At 52.5% G+C, this 21490-nt stretch carries 15 protein-coding genes and 1 CRISPR repeat array; of the genes, 8 read left to right on the plus strand and 7 right to left on the minus strand.

The annotated features are described in order from the left end of the window. Window positions 1-359: 359 nt before the first annotated feature. Genes HMPREF1323_RS04220 through HMPREF1323_RS04250 form a run of 7 tightly spaced genes read left to right on the plus strand, consistent with a single transcriptional unit; the run spans window position 360 to window position 7787 of the window. Window positions 360-968, plus strand: coding sequence for a DUF5063 domain-containing protein (locus tag HMPREF1323_RS04220; protein WP_009433003.1), 609 nt, complete (start codon window positions 360-362; stop codon window positions 966-968). After that, window positions 892-1668, plus strand: a complete 777-nt coding sequence (locus tag HMPREF1323_RS04225) for a 3'-5' exonuclease (RefSeq protein WP_083845354.1) — start codon at window positions 892-894, stop codon at window positions 1666-1668. The genes HMPREF1323_RS04220 and HMPREF1323_RS04225 overlap by 77 nt, the downstream gene beginning before the upstream one ends. Next, the gene (locus tag HMPREF1323_RS04230) at window positions 1669-2898 is read left to right on the plus strand and encodes a class I SAM-dependent rRNA methyltransferase (RefSeq protein ID WP_009432982.1); all 1230 of its coding nucleotides are present in this window, start codon (window positions 1669-1671) and stop codon (window positions 2896-2898) included. 49 nt (window positions 2899-2947) lie between these two features. Then, window positions 2948-3601: a uracil phosphoribosyltransferase gene (gene upp / locus HMPREF1323_RS04235; RefSeq protein ID WP_009432963.1), complete on the plus strand. Its 654-nt coding sequence runs from the start codon at window positions 2948-2950 to the stop codon at window positions 3599-3601. Beyond that, entirely contained in the window at window positions 3585-5024 is a 1440-nt protein-coding gene (locus HMPREF1323_RS04240) for a lipase (RefSeq protein ID WP_009433094.1), read from the plus strand. Before upp ends, HMPREF1323_RS04240 begins: the two co-directional genes overlap by 17 nt. Next, window positions 5008-6249 (plus strand): GDSL-type esterase/lipase family protein, encoded by a 1242-nt coding sequence (locus HMPREF1323_RS04245; RefSeq protein WP_232203984.1) that lies wholly within the window; start codon window positions 5008-5010, stop codon window positions 6247-6249. Before HMPREF1323_RS04240 ends, HMPREF1323_RS04245 begins: the two co-directional genes overlap by 17 nt. Window positions 6250-6263: 14 nt before the next feature. Continuing rightward, window positions 6264-7787, plus strand: a complete 1524-nt coding sequence (locus HMPREF1323_RS04250) for an MBOAT family O-acyltransferase (RefSeq protein WP_009751913.1) — start codon at window positions 6264-6266, stop codon at window positions 7785-7787. Between the two features lie 448 nt (window positions 7788-8235). Continuing rightward, window positions 8236-11099: a CRISPR direct-repeat array (repeat unit 33 nt; unit sequence GTTTCAATTCACGCACCCCGGGAGGGGTGCGAC). Window positions 11100-11359: 260 nt separating this feature from the next. Here the strand turns inward: HMPREF1323_RS04250 and cas2 are convergent. The 7 genes from cas2 to HMPREF1323_RS04285 form a co-directional block, all read right to left on the minus strand. Then, window positions 11360-11650, minus strand: a complete 291-nt coding sequence (gene cas2, locus HMPREF1323_RS04255) for a CRISPR-associated endonuclease Cas2 (protein WP_009433149.1) — start codon at window positions 11648-11650, stop codon at window positions 11360-11362. A gap of 7 nt (window positions 11651-11657) precedes the next feature. Continuing rightward, on the minus strand, window positions 11658-12686 hold the full coding sequence (cas1c, locus tag HMPREF1323_RS04260; RefSeq protein ID WP_009433031.1) for a type I-C CRISPR-associated endonuclease Cas1c: 1029 nt from the start codon (window positions 12684-12686) through the stop codon (window positions 11658-11660). Window positions 12687-12962: 276 nt separating this feature from the next. Beyond that, the gene (cas4, locus tag HMPREF1323_RS04265) at window positions 12963-13631 is read right to left on the minus strand and encodes a CRISPR-associated protein Cas4 (RefSeq protein WP_009432949.1); all 669 of its coding nucleotides are present in this window, start codon (window positions 13629-13631) and stop codon (window positions 12963-12965) included. Between the two features lie 6 nt (window positions 13632-13637). Then, window positions 13638-14501 carry a type I-C CRISPR-associated protein Cas7/Csd2 gene (gene cas7c, locus HMPREF1323_RS04270; protein WP_009432925.1) on the minus strand — a complete coding sequence of 288 codons (864 nt, stop codon included), beginning with the start codon at window positions 14499-14501 and terminating at the stop codon, window positions 13638-13640. Between the two features lie 73 nt (window positions 14502-14574). Continuing rightward, complete coding sequence (cas8c, locus tag HMPREF1323_RS04275) at window positions 14575-16446, minus strand: type I-C CRISPR-associated protein Cas8c/Csd1 (RefSeq protein WP_009751916.1); 1872 nt, start codon at window positions 16444-16446, stop codon at window positions 14575-14577. Further along, complete coding sequence (cas5c, locus tag HMPREF1323_RS04280) at window positions 16443-17132, minus strand: type I-C CRISPR-associated protein Cas5c (protein ID WP_009432883.1); 690 nt, start codon at window positions 17130-17132, stop codon at window positions 16443-16445. The genes cas8c and cas5c overlap by 4 nt, the downstream gene beginning before the upstream one ends. Window positions 17133-17162: 30 nt before the next feature. After that, a complete protein-coding gene (locus tag HMPREF1323_RS04285) occupies window positions 17163-19499 on the minus strand; it encodes a CRISPR-associated helicase/endonuclease Cas3 (protein ID WP_009432992.1) in 2337 nt (778 codons plus the stop codon). Between the two features lie 852 nt (window positions 19500-20351). Here HMPREF1323_RS04285 and HMPREF1323_RS04290 point away from each other — a divergent pair. Next, window positions 20352-21470, plus strand: coding sequence for an AAA family ATPase (locus HMPREF1323_RS04290; protein ID WP_044124030.1), 1119 nt, complete (start codon window positions 20352-20354; stop codon window positions 21468-21470). The last annotated feature ends 20 nt before the right edge of the window (window positions 21471-21490 follow it).

The raw sequence follows: 21490 nt of genomic DNA on the forward strand, positions 1-21490 counted from the left end.
AAATGAATTTTCGTATATGCAGAATATTTTTCCGTATATACACAAATATATTTTCGCATATACGGAAATTTAGCCCCCTTTGCATCGCAGGAAATATCCCTTTGCAAGGCGCTCTATATGAGTGCGTAATCGTGGGTATTTCCTTGCCGATTAGAAGCCGCTTTTTTACCCCTATTTTTAAGGCGCTTTGGGCAGCGTTTTATCCCCAGATGCGGGCTGCAAAATGGATCCCTCATGGTGAAGATTTCCCTCGTCGCGCAGTGCCTCGTCCTTGGGAGCGTGCTGAGGCGCTTCTTTTCGCGCTCTTGCCGCACTCGGAGAGGGGACGAAGCTGCAGAAAATAGTACTTTTGCACCTGTATGGAATCAAATGTAAGAGAGGCGGAGAGCCTCTATACGAAAGAGATCTTAGAGTTCGCTGCAGTCGGCGTCCGCTATGCCGCGCTTCTGGAGCAGGCTTCCGAGCGTGACGCTCTCGTCGAGCAACTGGTGGCGCTCCTGCCCCAGCTCTACTCGGTGACGCTGCACCTTCCCTCCTATTTCTACAGTCCCGAAGCCGATTATATCGAAGAATATATCACCGAAGGTGCCTATGAGGCCGTGCGCAGTCGCGTCTCGTCGCTCCTCCGTGAGGACGACGCATACCTCTCGGCGCAGTCCGAAGAGATGACCTACAGCGACACGCCGATAGCAGCCTTCATCTCCGAAGGCCTCTCGGATGTCTATCAGCAGGTAGGCAATCTCCTCGGGATCCTACGCGACGAGAACGAAGAGGCGCTCCCCGCAGCTGTCGGGCGCTGCCGTCACTACTTCCACGAATATTGGGGGCAGGCACTCCTCGAGTCGCTCACAGCCCTTCATCGTATCTACACCTCCCAGTTACAGACACAGGATGACGACAAAGACGAGCCCGAAGAGTCCTTCGGGGAAGAAGACGGCGAAGAAGCCCTCTTCGACCTCCGCTTCTAAAAAGCGCACCGCTGTCGAGAAGGTAGCGCCCCAAGAGAAGGAGCGCCCTGTACGCCGCTCGAGCGCCAAGCCCTCGGCCTTCGCTCCGGTCTACTCTTATCCCCCTTCGATCACGGACGAGGAGCTGCAGTCGCTTGCCTTGGCACGCTGCCCCGCTCCCATCACTATCATAGAGACCCGCGAAGAGGCACGTCGTGTCGCGATGCGCCTGCGTCGTGCTGGCATCCTCGGTATTGATACCGAGACGCGCCCAAGCTTCACAGCTGGCGTTCGCTACGAGGTCTCCCTCCTTCAGATAGCTACCGAAGAGGAGTGCTTCCTCTTCCGCCTCAATAAGATGGGCTTGCCTAAGAGTCTCATCTCCCTGCTCGAAGATCCAGCGATTATCAAGGTAGGGCTTAGCCTGCGCGATGACATCACCGCCCTCTCACGTCGTGAAGCCTTCACCCCAGGCTCCTTCGTTGAGCTCCAGAAGCTCTGCGGCGGCTACGGTATCCGAGAACTTGGCTTGCAGAAGATCTATGCAATACTCTTCGCTGAGCGTATGAGCAAGTCGCAGCGCATGAGCGACTGGGAGGCGAAGAAGCTTAGCCCAGCGCAGGCGCACTATGCCGCCCTCGATGCTTGGGCATCCCTGCGGATCTACACGACCCTTATGGCGCTCCCCGCTCCATCACCTACTCAATTTGCCCTGATATAAATGAGCTATCCTACGCTACGCCTACATCCTCGCAAGGAAGAGTCCGTCCTGCGCTTCCATCCCTGGATCTTCTCGGGTGCTATCGCTACCTTCTCCGCCCCTGTGGAAGATGGCGACTTAGTCTCCGTCGTCGATAGCAAGGGCCGTCCCTTAGGTACGGGGCACTTCGGAGGGGGAAGTATCGCGGTGCGCCTGCTGAGCTTCGACGCTGAGGAAGTCATTGACCGTGCCTTCTACAAGCGTCGCCTGGAGGCTGCGCTTCGTCTGCGCCTCTCGTGCGACCTCATTCGTCCCGTCGGCTCCAGCGATAGCCCCAATACGACCTACCGCCTCGTACACGGCGAAGGAGATAGTCTCCCAGGGCTCATCATCGACATCTATGACCGCACAGCCGTAGTCCAGGCACACAGCCTCGGGATGCATCAGGCACGCCAGACCATCGCCGAAGTGCTGTGGGAGGTCTTCGCTGAGGCAAGCGATCCCGTCCTCCCTCTCGAGGGCATCTACTACAAGTCTGAGACGACGCTACCCACTCGTGATATGCGCGAACTCGCTTCGGACGGCTTCCTCATCGGGCATACCGAGGCAGCGCCTATCTATGAGAACGGCGTGCGCTTCACTCCCGACTGGCTCAAGGGCCAGAAGACGGGCTTCTTCATCGACCAGCGCGACAATCGCGCTCTTGTAGCTCACTACGCAAAGGGGCGCACCGTCCTCAATGCCTTCTGTTACACGGGGGGCTTCTCGATCTATGCTCTTCACGCAGGAGCAAAGCGTGTTGATTCATTGGATAGCTCGGCCAAGGCAATGTACCTCACCGAGCAGCACGTGACTCTGAACTTTGGTACGGATTGCCCCCGCCACCACTCCGTCACGGAGGATGCTTTCGACTACTTAGAGCGTATGCCCGAGGACGAGTATGACCTGATCATCCTCGATCCGCCCGCCTTCGCTAAGCACCGCAAGGTCCTGCGTAATGCCCTTATCGGCTATCGAAAGATCAATAGCATCGCTTTCAAGAAGGTCGCCTCAGGTGGGATTGTCTTTACCTTCAGCTGCTCACAGGCAGTATCGAAGGAAGAATTCCGCTTGGCGGTCTTCACCGCAGCGGCGGCATCAGGGCGTAAGGTGCGCATCCTGCACCAGCTCACTCAGCCCGTTGACCACCCCATCAATATCTACCATCCCGAAGGCGAATACCTCAAAGGCCTCGTTCTCTACGTTGAATAGAATAGGAGAGCCTGAAGGTATATTTCCCCTTCCCAAAGCTTCATCATCAATGAAAGTAAAGCACCTCATCGAGGAGAACTCTCTCCTCTGCCACTTCGTCGCAGAGATGCGCGATATAGAGATACAGAAGGATGCCATGCGCTTCCGTCGCAATGTCGAGCGCGTCGGTGAGATCATGGCCTATGAGCTGAGTAAGAAGCTCCACTATACGGAGCGTGATGTGCAGACGCCTCTCGGCGTCGCCCGCTGTGCTCAGATCTCGGATCAGATCGTCATCGGTACGATCCTGCGTGCAGGCCTTACGCTGCATCAGGGCTTCCTCAACTACTTTGATAAGGCTGAGAATGCCTTCGTATCGGCTTACCGTAAGTATAAGGATCGCCTGAACTTTGATATCTTCATCGAGTATATTGCTTCGCCTTCTCTTGGGGGGAAGACGCTACTGCTCGTTGACCCGATGCTCGCTACGGGAAGCTCTATGGAGCTCGCCTATCGTGCGCTCTTGACTAAGGGTACCCCCAAGGAGGTACACCTCGTCTCGATTATCTCCAGCCAGCAGGCTGTAGATACGCTCTGCGAGTCTTTCCCAGACGACAATGTGACGCTCTGGGTAGCTGCTATCGATCCCGTCCTCGATGACCACGCCTATATCGTCCCAGGCTTAGGGGACGCTGGAGACCTGGCCTATGGGGAGAAGCTCTAAGTCGCCCGATTACCTCCTTCGCTTCTGGCTACTGGCTCTGGCGGTGACGCTGGGGCTCCTTCTGCTCTACTTCCTGCCAGATAACATCTTCGGCTGGGAGCCGAACAAGGTGGACTTGCTCTCTGACCTACGTCGTGAGCAGGTAGACTCTCTTGCTAATAAGAGCGAAGATGCTGTAGCTCTTAGTCAGCAGGCGCGTAGTACGGACAAGAAGGTCCAGGAGCGTGAGCGCATCCATCGTGAGCTGGAAGCTCAAGCAAAGGCGGCTACACCTGACTCGGCGATGTCAGCTGAGAAGCTGGACTCGACTATCCATCCTACAAGTATCCTTGTCGATATGACGCCCGCTCACGACGGCCTGCAGCATTTCTTTGCGCAGCTTCGTCGTCGTAGCTCGCTGGGGCGTCCTGTACGTATCGCTGTCCTTGGAGACTCCTTTATCGAAGGAGATATCTTCACGAGCAGTATACGTAGCCAGCTGCAGGCTCGCTATGGTGGCTCTGGGGTAGGGTGGCTTCCCTTGACTTCGGAGACTGCGGGTTTCCGTCGCACAGTTCGCCACGAGTTCAAGGGCTGGAAGGAATATAATCAGCTTCACTCCAAGGGACGCTATCCGCTCCCGAGCCACTACTATACAGGCTCTGTCGGAGACTGGGTGCGCTACACCCTTCCTAAGGGAGCTCGTCCCTGCAATGAAGCGGTCATCTATTATAAGGCTCCATCAGGAGCTACCCTTGAGGTCTCTACGAACTCAGAGGAAGCTACGACGCTTGAGCTCCCAGCTACCGAGGCGCTTAGTGCTTGTCGCCTCGCCTCAGGCTCGATCAGCTCTGTGCGCTTCACCCTCACGGGCGGGGCTTCTGGCTTCGTCTGCTATGGTGTTTCGCTAGATGCTACTTCAGGGGTGAGCGTTGATAACTTCTCTATACGCGGGAACTCGGGGCTCATCTTAGCTTCGCTTGACGCTGAGCTTAATAAGGCTTTCTTCGCAGAGCGACCCTATGACCTTATCGTCCTGCAGTACGGCCTCAATACGATCTCTCCGAAGCAACTTGATTACTCGGGCTATACCAAGCAACTGGGTAAGGCTATTGATCACCTTCGTGCAACGACGGGGCGTGCCGACTATCTCTTGCTTGGTGTATCGGACCGCGGTGTCAAGGCCTCGGGTGGGGCAGTAGTCACGATGCCTGCCGCTCTTGCTTTAGAGCGTGCACAGATCCGTCTCTCTGCCGATAAGGGCGTGGTCTTCTGGAGTACGCGAGAGGCTGTCGGTCGTCTTGGTGGTATCGGTAAGCTCGCCAGCAAGGGGTGGGCTGCCAAGGACTACACCCACCTCTCTCATCGCGGGGGTGACGAGCTCGCTCGTCAGTTCCTCGATGCCTTCTTCCTCGAAGAAAAGTACTATGATGCGATCAAGTAAGCGTGCAGCACTTCTCCTCACGGTAGGAGTGCTGGGTATTGCTGGATCTCTATTTGCTGCTGGTCCAGTGCCAAAGAGCGAGCCGAACTTCTATGCTCCCACAGGCTACTTTGCGAGCTTAGCTCAGGAGCTGCGTGTAGCAGCAAAAAATGGTAGCACGGTCTCCATTGTTCAGCTCGGTGATAGTCATATCCAAGCAGGGCATACGACGGCTCCACTGCGTGCCTCGTTGCAAGCTTCCTTCGGTGATGCCGGACGAGGCTGGATAGGTTGGTACGCGCTCTATGGCTCTAATTCTCCACGGGATTACCGAGTCACCTCGTCTGGATTTGGTTGGCAGCGCGAGCTCATTCTTAAGCCCGAAGGCACACGACCCATGGGATTAGGGGGCTATGTGCTCTCTACGCGTCCTAGTAGCCGATTTACCATTGGGGTTACCTCTTCGGATCACCCTTTCCGACAGATGCACCTTGTTCGCACCGCTTCTTCACTCCCCTTGACAGCGTTCCCTCTTGCCGAGCTCCGCACAGGACGCTTCTCTACGGGAGCCTACGTAGTAGATACGCTTTCTTGGCGCTCACCCTATACGAGTGCCACACTCACGGGGGCGGAGGAGAATGATGCGGATGAAGCTGTCTATGCGGGCTGTGTCCTTCTATCCGGGAAGGGGGGGGTCCTTGTCCATGATATTGGCATTAATGGGGCTGCTTACTGGCACTATGCGCTCGCTGACTATGTCGAGCAGCTCTCATTGCTGGAGCCTCAACTGCTCATCCTCTCAATGGGAACGAATGACTGCTACAGTACACGCTTCCAGATGGCAGACTTCACCGAGAGCCTTGAGCAGATGCTTATGCTGGTCAAGGAAATCTTACCCAAGACAAAGATCCTGCTGACAACTCCTCCCCCCAGCTTCTTTCGCCAAGCCTCTACGCACTATGTCGTCACGGGACGTCGGCGTAAGCACCGCAAGAAGGTGACTACTATGACCTATCGATTCAATGAGAATGCAGCGCGTGTCTCAGAGGAGATCATGCGTCGTGCAGAGCTGCATGGTGTAGCTGCCTTCGACCTCTTCTCTGCTATGGGAGGGCAATCAGGGATCAATTCCTGGATCGCCGATGGCCTGATGGCAGGTGATCGTGTGCACTATAGCCGTGATGGCTATGAGCGGCAGGGGCGACTTATCACCTCGGCGCTGGAGCGTGTACTCTCTATTCGCTAACCCTTTTACGACGAATGACCTTCTTCGATACAATCGACTGGGGGAGACTCCCCGATGTACTGCGCTTTGACCGCGAGAGTCCAATGATCTTCTCCTCGGGACTCTTCCTCTTCTGTGCGCTCTTTTTCCTGCCGATCTACATGCTCCTTCGGAAGACGACGACGCTACGCATTATCTACGTCGCTCTCTTCTCGCTTTTCTTCTACTACGAGAGTAGTGGGGAGTATGTCTTGATCCTCCTCTTTGCCGCCACGATGGACTACTTCATTGGGCGGGCTATGGGGCAGAGCGAAGATCCACGTCATCGCAAGCGCCTCTTGATCACGAGCGTTTGCGTGAACCTTGGGATGCTCTCATACTTCAAGTACTTCTATTTCCTCCTTGACCTGGGGCAGACATTGCTTGCAGCGATTGGCATCACGACACCTCCAGCAGTGCCATTGGAGGCTCGCGACTACTTCATCCCTGCGGGTATATCGTTCTATACCTTCCAGACGCTAAGCTACACGGTCGATATCTACCGAAAGGAGATCACCCCACTGCGTCGCTGGATTGATTACCTCTTTTATCTCTCCTTCTTCCCGCAGCTGGTCGCTGGACCTATCGTCCGTGCGAAGGACTTTATACCACAGATCTATCGTCGCCCGCAGCTGCTGAAGGCTGAATATGGGGAAGCCCTTACACTCATCATCAGTGGCTTGATCAAGAAGGCGATTATCGGAGACTTCATCGGGGCCAACCTTGTAGACCTCATCTTTGCTGAGCCAACTCGCTTCACAGGGATAGAGAATCTCTTTGCGGTCTACGGCTATGCGATGCAGATCTACTGTGACTTCTCTGGATACTCAGATATGGCTATTGGGATCGCCTTGCTACTCGGCTTCCGCTTCAATATCAACTTTGATTCGCCCTACCAGTCGGGGAATATTACCGAGTTCTGGCGACGCTGGCATATCTCCCTCTCAAGCTGGTTGCGTGACTATCTGTACATTCCGCTCGGCGGAAATCGAAAGGGACAGATTCGCACCTATATCAACCTCTTCCTGACGATGCTCCTTGGCGGGCTATGGCATGGAGCAGCTCTCCGCTTTGTCCTTTGGGGAGCCATCCATGGTGTGGCTCTTGCTCTGCACAAGCTGTATATGCAGATCTTTGATCACTTTGGATGGCGTCGCCGTGAGCCCCTTCGTTGGCAGCGCTTCGCAGGGCAGATCATTACCTTCCATCTCGTCTGCTTTGCTTGGATCTTCTTCCGTGCAGACTCGATGGAGACAGCTTGTGCGGTGATTACTCAGATCAAGGATCACTTCACCCCTGAGGTCTTCCTGCAGTTTGTCGTGGGATACAAGAATGTCTTGCTGCTCTTGCTTATAGGTTACCTCCTGCACTTCACCTCACATAAGCAAGAGCTCCGCTTCCGTGAGTGGATGACGGATCTCTCATTCCTTAAGCAAGCACTGCTCTTTATTGGGGTGATCTTCCTGCTCATTCAGATTAGAAGTGCAGACGCTCAGCCCTTCATCTACTTCAACTTCTAAAGCCTTCCTCCCCTCAACTATCATATGGCTTGCCCGCACCGCCTTCTTGAAGCGGTGCGGGCAAACTGTATATCACAGAGCTCTCTGCAGAGACCCTGTATCAACCACTATTGGTCGGCGAGCAAACCAATAGTGGTCGGTGCGTGGACCAATAGTGCTTCGTTCGTCAACCAATATTGCTTCGCCCGTTGACCTATATAGGTTGCTACTCCTACTTTTATTGCTTTATTCTATCATCTCCTATTTATGATAGGTTACCGATTCACCTATGGGTAGGTTGAGCAGAAGTGCTTATCAACAAGTCTATTCCTTAATCCTTTAGTTGAGGAGTAATAAAGCTTGTTGTGATATTATCTTGGGAAAGCTTTAAGAGAATAGCTCCTATAGCCTTGGAACATAGACGTGTGATTAGAGGAATATCGAAAAAGGCCTGAGGGATAACGTCAATGATTTAATTCACGCACCCCGGGAGGGGTGCGACTTAGAGCATAGTTCTCTTTCTGGCTACATCTTCTGTTTCAATTCACGCACCCCGGGAGGGGTGCGACGTGGAACCGAGACCTTTACCAGCGATTTGACCAGTGTTTCAATTCACGCACCCCGGGAGGGGTGCGACCTCTGCCGGTCTTGGGCTTGATACATCTACGGATGTTTCAATTCACGCACCCTGGGAAGGGTGCGACACGCAAAGGCAGTCACTCGGATAGATAGGCAGACGTTTCAATTCACGCACCCTGGGAAGGGTGCGACTAACGGGAGGCATCGGAAGACATCAGACGCACCGTTTCAATTCACGCACCCTGGGAAGGGTGCGACAGATATCGCTGCACATCTGGATAGCAGAGGTGAGCGTTTCAATTCACGCACCCTGGGAAGGGTGCGACAAAGACCAAGCAAACTCCAAGCGATGACACAGCAGGTTTCAATTCACGCACCCTGGGAAGGGTGCGACCGGAATGCTTTCCCTGCGATGCGAGGACTAGAGCAGTTTCAATTCACGCACCCTGGGAAGGGTGCGACCAAGGCGCAACATACCGATAGTAGGGCTCTGCGAGTTTCAATTCACGCACCCTGGGAAGGGTGCGACACTCTCGTTAGAGAGGTAAACCCTGGTGAAAAGGTAGTTTCAATTCACGCACCCTGGGAAGGGTGCGACATCCTTTGCACTTTGGGAAGTATTTACCGAGAGACGTTTCAATTCACGCACCCTGGGAAGGGTGCGACTCTCGCTTCTGATGTCTTGCCCTTTATGAGGGATGTTTCAATTCACGCACCCTGGGAAGGGTGCGACTAGTGGGTCCATACTCTCCGCAGACAGAGTAGCGGTTTCAATTCACGCACCCTGGGAAGGGTGCGACTACCTTGTCCGAGGTAGAAGAGGAGGAGGAAGAAGTTTCAATTCACGCACCCTGGGAAGGGTGCGACTTAGACAAGCGATTGACGAAGCCCACGAGGCGCGTTTCAATTCACGCACCCTGGGAAGGGTGCGACGCGCGCATAGACCAAGCTAACGCTAACTTATCAAGTTTCAATTCACGCACCCTGGGAAGGGTGCGACCGGAGTGCGGCGCAGTTGTCGAGGGACTTGCGGCAGTTTCAATTCACGCACCCTGGGAAGGGTGCGACTCTTGCCCATCTCGGTAGCTTGTAACATAGCCATGTTTCAATTCACGCACCCTGGGAAGGGTGCGACTGAGATTTCATTCGTTGCTCGTGCAGCTGTCTGCGTTTCAATTCACGCACCCTGGGAAGGGTGCGACATACAAATAAGTACCACAACAAAATGGACAAAAGTTTCAATTCACGCACCCTGGGAAGGGTGCGACTTCTAACGACGCCGACGACACGCGATGAAAGACGCGTTTCAATTCACGCACCCTGGGAAGGGTGCGACACCATAGCCAAGACACGACCAGGACGATGAACACGTTTCAATTCACGCACCCCGGGAGGGGTGTGACAGTCTGCGCTTTCTTGTAGTCCATCTCATTTAGGTTTCAATTCACGCACCCCGGGAGGGGTGCGACCTGAGGATATTGCTCGTGAGGGTGGATTACACCCCGTTTCAATTCACGCACCCCGGGAGGGGTGCGACAATCCGTAATTAACTTAGTAAGAGCGGGTTGAATAGTTTCAATTCACGCACCCCGGGAGGGGTGCGACAGAAGATACTATCCAACTGCGAAGGAGAAACGAGTTTCAATTCACGCACCCCGGGAGGGGTGCGACAGCATCAGCATCAGCCAGATTCTTTTCAACTTGAGTTTCAATTCACGCACCCCGGGAGGGGTGCGACGCCTTACTCGTGTAGATGGTAAGTTCATGCCTTCCGTTTCAATTCACGCACCCCGGGAGGGGTGCGACTATACTATCAACTTTTTAAATGAAATGGACTATAAGTTTCAATTCACGCACCCCGGGAGGGGTGCGACGTGTCTCGTCTGCTAGATATGCTTGGCTACGGTTTTGTTTCAATTCACGCACCCCGGGAGGGGTGCGACTTGAAAGGCTACTAATGTACGAAGCCAAATAGTTTGTTTCAATTCACGCACCCCGGGAGGGGTGCGACCTTATATGGCTGATGTAGCTACTAAGGTTGTGGAAGTTTCAATTCACGCACCCCGGGAGGGGTGCGACGTGGTAGTAGCCTTCCTCGCCTTCCATAGGCTTGTTTCAATTCACGCACCCCGGGAGGGGTGCGACAGCTGACGACGGGGCTCTCGGGAGTAACCGAAATGTTTCAATTCACGCACCCCGGGAGGGGTGCGACCACATTATGGTGTTGAGGTTCCTCGCGGTCGTGGTGTTTCAATTCACGCACCCCGGGAGGGGTGCGACGAGAAGGAAAGGATACTTAACCGTCTGCAACGAGTTTCAATTCACGCACCCCGGGAGGGGTGCGACCTTCAATTCTTGAGCTTCAAAAGGCTTAATATTTTTGTTTCAATTCACGCACCCCGGGAGGGGTGCGACTCTTCTAAGGCGAAGGAGAGATTAGTCTCTTTTGAGTTTCAATTCACGCACCCCGGGAGGGGTGCGACTCTTGCCTCTGATGTCCTTCCCTATATGCGTGATGTTTCAATTCACGCACCCCGGGAGGGGTGCGACCTCCCAAAGCCCTACTATTGGTATGCTCCGTTTGGGCGTTTCAATTCACGCACCCCGGGAGGGGTGCGACCGGCTTGATTAGCCGATTTCTGTCCGAAGTAACCGTTTCAATTCACGCACCCCGGGAGGGGTGCGACTCATTATGGTGTAGATGTTCCTCGTGGTAGAGGCGTTTCAATTCACGCACCCCGGGAGGGGTGCGACAGTGTGGTGCAAAGTTCTGTATTATAGGGCGGATAAACAAGCGTAATCTGCGACTCGAGATATTGCTCTGAAGGTCGGGGCTACGCTTATTGTTTTGGTTTTAGTTATGTATTTGATAACCAGTGCCTGCGGATGATGCAGGGAATACTTGTTCGCTTGGGGTTCGCTGGAGGCTTGCGCGGATGTGCTTGGGGACTTACGGAGAAGGTGAGTTGGGAGAGGTCAGTAGGATTTTTGGAAGAGGCTTGGGGTAGTGGAGACTAGACGATGAGTTCCCCTTCGATCTCGAAAGAGGTGACTTTGCCATAGACGTGGATCTGCCGTTGATAGTGCTTGTCTAGCTGGTAGATCCGAAGACTATCCTCTTGATCATCAATCACCGAGAGGAGTTCATGGCGAAGGTTTACGAGCTGTGCTGGATCGACGAGGCATTCGAAGACCGAGGCTTGGACTCGCTGCCCATAGTTCTTGCAGATGCGGGCTACATGGCGGAGGCGCTTAGCTCCCGAAGGTGTCGCTGTGGCTACATCGTAGGTGACGAGGATATACATCTTGAGCTTAGACCATTAGGAATACGGGATACTCATCCAAGTCTCCTCGTAAGTGTCTCGCTAGAAGGAGCGCTTGGATATACGGGAGCAGGCCTAGGGGCATCTTCTCCTTGAGGAATGGATGGGTGATCTCATCCTTCTTGCGCTTTTGCCAGAGGCCGATGAGGCGCTTGCGAGCATCCTCTTTGAGAAGAAAGCCCTTCTCTCCCTGTGGAATGAAGTCACTTCGTTCGACCTGCCTTTTGTTGATGATCGATAGGACAAAGCGATCGACAAGGTAGGCACGCATCTCCTCCATGAGGTCAAGAGCCAGGCCTGGCCTCCCTGGGCGATCCACGTGAAGGAAGCCAACGTAGGCATCCAGCCCCACCGTCTCGAGGGCAGCTCGCACATCATGCGCCAGCAGGGTGTAGAAGAAGGAGAGCAAGGCATTCACCTCATCCTTCGGCGGATGTTTGCTTCGTCCAGAGAAGGTGAACTCTTTGTTGAGGATGAGGTGCTGGAATAGACTGAAGTAGACATTCGCAGCATAGCCCTCCACCCCCATGACACCTAAGCGTGAGGTCTGCTTCGATAGCTTATGTTGCTGCTGTCTGAGCAGTGCCCGAGCCTCCTCGATCTCGCTCTCTACCTCGTGCGAGGGATGGTGGTCCCGACAAAAGCGGGCTAAGACACTCCGATGGTTCGCTATCTTCCCCGCAATGAAGATCGAAGCCAGATGAGACGAGAGTATATAGTCATCTGCCAGACGGTATTGCTCCCGTCTCAGGAGCACATTCCCCTTGATCGGCCCTTCGAGCGAACCGATGTACTTCCCCGTCGGAGAGAGGAAGGAGAGCTTCACCCCATTGTGTACGCAGAGCGACATGGCTCCAGGTGAAGCGCCCATGTAGGAGAAGCAGAGGATGCTCTCGAGGTTGTGAATCGGTACACGTAGCGTCTCTTCGTCGTCGATACGGACGACGATATTCTCTCCATCCTTGACTAGATAGGCGTTGGGGGTAAGGATATAAAGTGTGTTTAGAAGGTGTCTCATCGCTTAGCAAGGGCTGGGGAATTGATTCGATACTCCTAGGGCATAGGCTAGCCCTCCAAGTACCCCATGCATGCCTCCCTCAAGTGACCCATGCATGGGTCGGTCGAGGACCCCATTCATGGGTCGGAAGTGCACCCCATGTATGGGTACCGAACGAAAAGGATGATCTAAGGGGAGAAGAGCAGGAGCTGTGTGCCTTGGGTTGGCTGAAGTTATGCCCTCTAGAGGCTGATGGGTGCTTCGTGATGCGTGCTGCTGATGACCTTAGCTTAGGGGCTAGTCAAGGAGGTGATAGCGACTGAGGTAATCCGAAGCTCGCTCTCCTTGATTCATCTGAGGCATACAGAGATCCTGTAGGGAGCAGGAGCGACAGCATGCAGCGTAGCGTGGAGGAATGCTCTCTCTGCCTTTGTATAAGCGGTGCATCTCGACAGCCATCTGTAGAGTCTCGGTGCGAAGCTCGGTGTCGAAGGCGACTTCCTCGCGATGCTTCGTCTCGCCATAGAAGAGGTATCCTCGGGGGATGTGTATGCCATAGGCTTCCTCGAGGCAGATAGCTTCGGCGCAGAGTTGTAGCTTGTCAGCATTCGTTCGCTTGGGTCGTCCTCGCTTATACTCAATCGGTATAGCCTCCCAGTCTCCTGGGTACTTGGGATGATGGAAGTGAGCCCCTTGGGACTCCGATGCTGGGTGTAGCTCCACAGCATCGGAGTATCCATAGAGGCCAAGTGAGGGGGAGGCTAAGGGGACGGAGCGAAGGGTGATGACATCGCCTCGCCGACCACTCTCCTCGGGCTGATGCACCTTCTCATGGAGTAGATGCCCTTCGGCCGTTAGGTGATTTTCCTCCCAGAGTTGCTCCACGTGGATGAGGTACCACTGTCTCGGGCAGAAAGCATAGTGCTGGATGCCTGAGAGGGGGAGCATCTCTTCCTCGGTGTACATGGTGCGTTAGATGAGGTCGAGGAGCTCAACTTCCTCGGGGAGCTTGCTCTTGTCGACAGTGATCTTGTAGTCGCTGAAGGAGCGGGTAGGACGGCTGGGGTCCTTAGCCTCTACCTTCACCAGCTCAAAAAGCTTGTGGGCAGGAGCATTGCCTAGGTCATCTTTGTGCTTGAAGACGATGAGTCGACGGGCAGCCATGAGCCCACGGGCGGCAGAGCGGTCGAGGTCGAACATGTTCTTCAGCGCTTCCCACAGCAGGTCTAGATCGTCTTCGCTGAATGTCGTCTCACGAGCCAGCGCCGCAGAGATGAACCCGTGAGCACGATAGAGCCCGTAGGGTACGGTAGCCTTGCGACCCATGGTGCGCTCCTTTTCCTTATCCTTCTCATCGGTGACGGCCATGCGGGTGACCGTATGCTCGGAAGTCACCACTGGGTCTATGGAGCGAGCAAATGTCAGCTGGACGGCACCTCGTACCTGACCAGCATTGTCACCAGTGCTCATCACGGCTCCGAAGGTGCGGATGTCGTAGTAGTGCTCGCACATATACAGGCGTGCTTTGTCCTTATTATCAGACTCCTTCCCCTTCTCTTTAGGTTTAAGATCTAGAGCCTTATAAGCCTTTTTAATCTCGTTGTTAAGGACTGCTCCCTCTTTCACGAAGATCTGATTGAGCTGGTCTTCGCCCATCTTGATCTGCACATAGTTACGAACCTTGCGCTTGAGGCAGACATCGGTGACGAGCCCTTGCCCTGTCTCGTAGTCTGTACGAGGTGCATTATCTCCATCTGGATCTCCGTTAGGGTTACCATCTTGCACATCGAAGAGGTAGACGAAGTCATACCTGTTCTTAATAGCTTCTTTTTCCATGATTCTTATGTCTTATAGTTGATTGATTGCTATTTATGGGTAGTATAACTTGGAGTCTAGTACTTTTGAGATACTACTCATTTTCAGCTTCTTTCTTTTCTCTGTTCTCGGCTCTACGTCTGCGGTATTCTGCTCCTTGATGGTAGTAACCTACGGCAAATAGGCTCTCGTCATCAAGCCCTTGTTTTGCTTGTCCTTGGGTATCCTCTGGTGAGATGATTTCTTGTGGAAGTAATCCGAGAATAGCTTCTATCTCCTTCCGAGCAAAGTGAGACCTTCCATTGCTCCTTTCTAGCTTGCGTAGGTGGTAGTTTGCTTTTACTAGGAGCTCACCAAAGACGACTTTAGGATCGCTTGCAGCTCGGCTGAAGTAGCGATCTGCTATACTGGAATTAATTTCGTAGCCAATGGCTTGCTTCTGGATGTCCTCTAAGATGAAGAAGAGTCGTCCAGCGAGGTAAGCTGGAGCGTTGTTGGTTAGGTCTAGTGCCATAGTTAGTTTCTTTATGTTGTGATTCTTTCGGTGCTTTCGATTGAAGCAAGCCTTGAGTAGGGCTACTCTCGTCTCCGTTATAGGAGAGATCCTCCTTCCCTTTGCATCTTTCCTTGATCGCTCATGCTGAATACGCTCGAGGCAAGCATTCTGCAGGGCAATGGGGTAGGGGAGTCCCTTGACAATGCTTTCGAGCAAGCCTTGTACGATGTGTGGAGGATAGTTAATGTCGGACTCTTTCTTATTCGTAGGAATCGGGAGAATTGCTTTGAATATGGATTTGAGTGATCGTAGTGATGGATTACACTCATCTCCAAGTCCATCTCGGTTGACGATATTCATGTCCTCGAGGTGCTGCAGCGTATTACCTACTATTTCGCGGACTGTGCCCTCCATCCAGAGCTTCACACTGAGGCGACTTTTGTTCGGTGTAAGCCCTAAAATGTAGAAGCGGTCAGGATGCTCCTTATCTATATGAGATTGATATCCTCGTACTACTTCTAGGGCTCGTTTCAGCACCCGAACATTTTTCTCTGGATCAAGCTTCTCGTTAGACTTGTTGGGTAATGGTGAGGCTTCCTTTTCCTCATCATCAAAATCACTGTCAGAGGGCAATCCTGTGAAAGTTGCTTCTTTGTAAGCAGAGAGAAGGTCATCTTTCTGCAGGGTACTCCAGAAGACGAAAGTGGTATCTCCGATCTTATAATTTGTGTTTCTCCCCCATTCAAGAAGTATATTGAGCCCTTTCGCTATAGCATCAGAGGCTCTTTCTGAGATAGGGGCGTTAGCTCCTTGTTCTTTTCCATAAGAATCGTACCCAGCATTGATTTGGAAACTAATGAGAGGTGGATTGTCTCTGCTGATTTTGATCCCTTTATGGGTCTTTGCAATGCTCTCTCGCTTCCCTGTAATCATGCAGCAGGTATCTATGTTAACTCTGTTACTCTCATCAGAGATTCTGTATTGTCGAGCATCTTCATCACTGCCTATGAGTTGGTGAGGATCTGATGTAGTACTTAGGCGGAATGCTATCCAGCCTCCTTTTGCTTTTTGCAGGGCTTCATCCTTCTGAGCCACTAAGTACTGCTCCTTTTCATAGAATAGATGTATAGCTCTAAATCCGATATTCTCAGGATTCTCCTTGTGTATCTTTTGGATTTCTTTTCGAAAGGAATCAAGTTCTTGTTTTACTCGACCTCCTTCCTTGTCTGATAGCCCTAAGACATAGGATGCTTTATCCCATAATATATATGGGACAACTGCAGCTGTACGTGTCTTATCTGTGGGTAATAAGCCTTCTAGCTTAGTTGATTCAATGTCTTTGAATGTACCATCCTCATTGATAATGATAACGAAAGAGATAGTCACCCAATCCATGCCAAATTGGGCGACCTCGTCTTTCTTCAACTCCGCCATCGCTTGGTAGTAGTCGTAGAGTGCTTTGAGTATCATCTGAGTATCTCCTTGCTTGATTTGTGGGGAACATCGATCACACCATGCTCCATTTGGGCATGGAAGAAGAGAGGAGGAGGACACTGGAGATTCTTCTCAAAGTCCATGTCGAAGAGCATGATCCCTAGATCTCGAGATTCGTCGATGGGTAAGTCTTGCTTCTGACCTCGTGGAATGTACTCAAAGGAACAGGTGAACTCACGACAACCTAGATAGGGCTGTGTGAAGCACTGCCCCTTGGTAGCTCGCTCTAAGAAGATCGCATCATACTTCTCGGGTGTCTCCGCCTTAGGATCCTTGCACTCCTCTTTCTGTTTCTTGGTACGCTTCTCCAAGGGGATGAACTCCATCTCAGCATAGATGCGGTAGGCTACATCACGAAGGATATAGGCTGTGCGCTGCTGACGATTCTCTTCGATGAAGAGGGGTTTTGTAGCCTTGGGACTCATCGTAGATCCTACCTCATTGCGACGGATGGAGGTACGTCGGATGGGCTTGAGTACCTCGATCCTACGGATGTGCCATTGGATGGCTGGCTTCCAGAAGATACACTGGAAGATGTTGCGTGCTGCTGAGGGAGTGATGACATCGTAGCTGACACGCTCGACCTTGAGTTCGGGTCGTGTGAAGCAGGCAAAGTCACCACGTATCTCTAAGCAATAGAGTTTAGGGTTTGTCTTATCCATAGTTGCTGATTGTATTTGTTGCTTGTTCGTTTAGCCGAAGAGAGGCTCGTTGAGGAGGGGATTTGTAGTGCAGACCCCGAGAGCTTCATCATAGCCTTGGGGCTCTAGAACTAGGATGCTCTTCCCAGTTTCCCTATCGACAATGATCTCGGAGAGAAGGCGAGCTTCCTTGAGCTCCTCATATCTCCACTTAGAGATTGATACATGGTACTGCTGGAGTTCCCTTAGCGTCCTGTGGTTGAGGTAGAGGGTATGCTTCTGAAGCCCCTCTATGAGCTCCTTCCCTCTGCCGTAGGGGACGAAGAGGTCACGATCTACATTGTCTATGAGTTGGAAGTCTTCAGAGGCTTGCTGGAAGTCGAATCGCCAGCGCTTAGCCTCGTCCTCATCATAGAGGCTCTCGGCGATATCCTTGGTGTCAAAGCTCTCGATAGAGGCATAGTAGCGGTCGTAGTATACTTTGATGAGCTCCAGAGGTATGCTGGGTCGGGTATGTTCCTTGTCGTTGTCGAGTAGGAAGCGTGTAGCATTCTGCCCTTGGGCTATAGCACCGAAGGCTTTACCGCCATCACTTAGGGAGAAGACATAGACTTCACCAGGAGCTGGGCGCTTCCCTTCTCTATTACAGCGCCCACCTGCTTGGACGATGGAGTCAAGGCCACTCATGGCACGGTAGACGATGGGGAGGTCTATATCCACCCCCGCCTCTATCAGCTGAGTGCTGATGACGATCGTAGGGGTGCCCGCCTTCAGGCGCTGACGTATCTCTGCGATGCGCTCCTTCAGATGAGCCGAGCACATATTGCGAGACAGGTGGATGACATCTTGAGCCTCCTTCCCCTCCTCCAGCAGTGCATGGTAGAGCTGTGAGGCTTCTCGGCGGGAATTGACAATACAGAGGGCAGAGTCGTGCTGAGCTAGCTCTTCGGCCAGCTCCTTCGTCGTGTATTCCTTCTCCTCAAGGTGGTAGATGACTCGGTCGAATACCTTGAAGAGCTCGGGATCTTCGGGGACGATTGGGTGAATAGCATCGCTGAGCTGATGGAAGTCATTTACTTTCTTGAAGTAGCTAGTATGCTCCTTGTCGAAGGGAGGAAGTGTAGCCGAGCAGAAGAGGAGCTGTGTCCCGTAGATCCGCCTTAGATCCTCAAGGAGGCGAAGCATCGGATGGAGGAATTCGGTCGGGAACATCTGTACCTCGTCGAAGACCACAACAGAGTTCGCTATGCTGTGCACCTTTCTGCTTCGGGATACCTTGTGAGAGAAGAGGCTCTCGAAGAACTGTACGTTCGTCGTCACGATGATAGGAGCGTCCCAGTTCTCTGCTAGTAGGCGGGTGCGCTCGTAGCGCTCTGCCTCTTGGGAGGCTTCATCCCCAGAGAAGGAGATATCGGAATGATGCTCCAGCACATTCTCTTCCCCGAAGATCTCTCGGAAGATCCCCGCGGTCTGGGTGATGATTGAGGTATAGGGGATGACGTAGATGATGCGCTGAGCTTTGTGATTCAGAGCTGTCTCCAGTGCCCAAGCCATTGAGGAGAGCGTCTTCCCGCCCCCTGTGGGGAGGAAGAGCGAGTAATAGCCCTTCGGGCAGGACTGTCCATGTGCACGACATTGGTTGAGGAAGGCTCTACGAGCCTCGTTGATCTTGCCCTCTGTCGAGAAGCCCTCCATGTGCTTCGTCAGCCGATCCCTCAAGGTCTCGAGTGGGGCATATCTGCAGGTAGCTTCATGACGACGCCCTTTTCGCTCTTCGTCCATGAAGGCTTCAGTATCGAGGAAGTCTGCATCCACGAGGCATGAGAAGAGCAGTCGGATCAAGGCTTGAGCTTGCTCTGTCGCACCTACTTGCTTAGCAAGTTCTTTGAGTGAAGTCTCTGTTGCCTCTGCATGCTCTTTGGCCCAGCACTGGATTTCAGACCTAAGCTTAGTGAGGGCTTCCGCTGTCTTCTTACAGCGATCTTTGCAGTCTACTTCCTCAAGTTTATTCCGTAGCTCTGCATAGTCATATAGTCCTCGGTGATGTCCGCTGATGGCATAGGCTAGGAGCTGGGAGGTACGGGGTAGCTTCTTGAGCTGAAGCTCCTTAGAGAGCTCGTAAATCAGACTGGTAGCTAGAAGTGCTCCCGCCGCACTATGTGGAGCTTTGGCTGTAGTCTCTCCACGGATGTAGCTCTGGAAGGCAGACTGAGCCTTCCCCACATCATGCAATCTGCCGAGGAGGTCACCTATAGGGATGAGTTGCTTCAGCCCAGCTTCAGTCAGATTACGGCGGATCTGAAGAGCAACACCTTCTACGTGATCATATAAAGATTGTTCTTCTCCCCCTTCTGTGCGGTGGGCTATGATGGTGGTGGTGTGTAGCATGGTTTTGCTGTGCCTATTAGAAGTTTTATAGGTGTAGGCTTGTTCTTTATGTCAAAGGTAACAATAAATAGCTTTAGATATTGTGCTTTCCCTCTCTTCCCGGTAACTTTCAAGGTGTGAGTGGTTAATGCTTAATATAGCTTCTTAATCATATTCTTCCTTTTGAGTATTATCAAAAGAGAACTGCTTAGCTACCTGGGGACTGAAGCTGTAGGCGGATAGTGTCAAAGTAATAGTCGTTGGCCCGCAAACTAGTAGCTATTCCGTGTATGAACGAATAGTTGTTCGTACGCGATACGAACAGTCATTTGAGTCCGAAACCTATAATTATTCGTGTGCAGATCTGTAGTTATTTACGAATTCATCAAAGAATTTTGTGTCGTGCTGGTAGATGTTGTCTCAGTATGCCCTTAGTTTTTTTGATGATGAGGTCCTACATCTCTATCATCCTATCTCTCCTTAGGAGTATGCCTCGTTTTACTTTCCAATAGATTTGCTCTCTATCTATACGGCTAGTGCTGACTGATGGCTGAGTGACTCTTACTCAACACCACTCGCCGCTACCGCTTCCCCTTAGATCAGCAATGCTTACATATCCTTACGGGAAGGCTAAGTTGCGTGGAGAGTTTGGTATTATCCCCTGCCAGAAAAGATAGACAATAAGATGTTTAGTTATTTTAAAGTAATTTTGCCCGCATACTATATGTATTCATCAGGGGAGAGCTTGAGTGGTGTATACACAGGCCTCTCTCTGAAACCATATTGAGAGAAGGAATAAGATCAGTGGATTATCTGCACCGCACGCATAGTGCGCTACTAAGGCAAGGCAAGCCCACGCTACAGCGGGCTCTAATGAATGAGATCAATTGGGAGGATCGGATCATCGGTATCCGTGGCTCCCGTGGTGTGGGGAAGACAACCTTCCTCCTTGACTATGCCCGTCGTCACTATGCACCCGATAGTCCTGAGTGCCTCTACATCAATCTCAATCAGTTCAGCTTCACTACCATCCGCCTGGTGGACTTTGTTGGTGACTTCATCAGACAAGGCGGTCGTCGGCTTTTACTTGATCAAGTCTTCAAGTATCCGAGCTGGATGGAGGAGTTCAAGGAATGCTATCATCGGTATCCCGAACTACATATTGTCTTCACAGCCTCTGCTATAATGAACCTCGAGGAGGAAGACCCTGAGTTGGCATCCATCGCTTCGATCTATCATCTGGCGGGATTCTCTCTGCGTGAATTCATTCAGCTGGATAACGGGATTACCCTCCCTACACTGGAGCTTCATGATATTATGGAGCATACGAGTGAGGTCGTAGGAGACATCTTCTCCTCGGTTAATCCGGGACTATGGATGGATCGTTACCTTGAGTATGGCTACTATCCCTTCCACTTGGAGCCGCGACTGTACTCGGAGAACCTGCTGAAGACGCTGAATATGACGCTTGAGGTTGACCTCCTCTTCATTAAGCAACTCGAGCAGCGCCTCCTGCACAAGCTCCGTAAGCTGATCTATATCTTGGCGCAGCGTCCTCCCCTGCAGATGCTCAATATCTCCCAGCTGGCTCTCGAGATCGAGACCTCAAGAAGTACGATCGTGAACTACCTGCGCTATCTCTCTGATGCACGTGTCGCACGACCGATCTACCGAGCAGAAGATACCGAGATGGGTAAGCCTGCCATCGTCTATCTGGGTAATCCTAACCTCTATCACGTCTTGGGTCAAGAGGCTTGCGATCGCTCAGAACTCCTGCGTACCTTTGTCTTCAATCAGCTGAGCAAGGGGCATCAGGCGCGTATCTCTTCACGCTCCTCACTAGCTCTCTTTGAGGTTGATGGGCACTATCCCCTCCAGATCGAGGAGGAGCTTGCGGGTCGCTATCGTAGTGACCGCTACTATGTCCTTGAGCGTGGTGACCTCTCCCGAGAGAAGACGATCCCCGTCTGGCTCTTCGGCTTCCTTTATTAATAGTCTATAGAATATCCCAA

Origin of the sequence: Porphyromonas sp. oral taxon 279 str. F0450, assembly GCF_000292995.1 — a bacterium.
GTDB lineage: Bacteria > Bacteroidota > Bacteroidia > Bacteroidales > Porphyromonadaceae > Porphyromonas > Porphyromonas pasteri.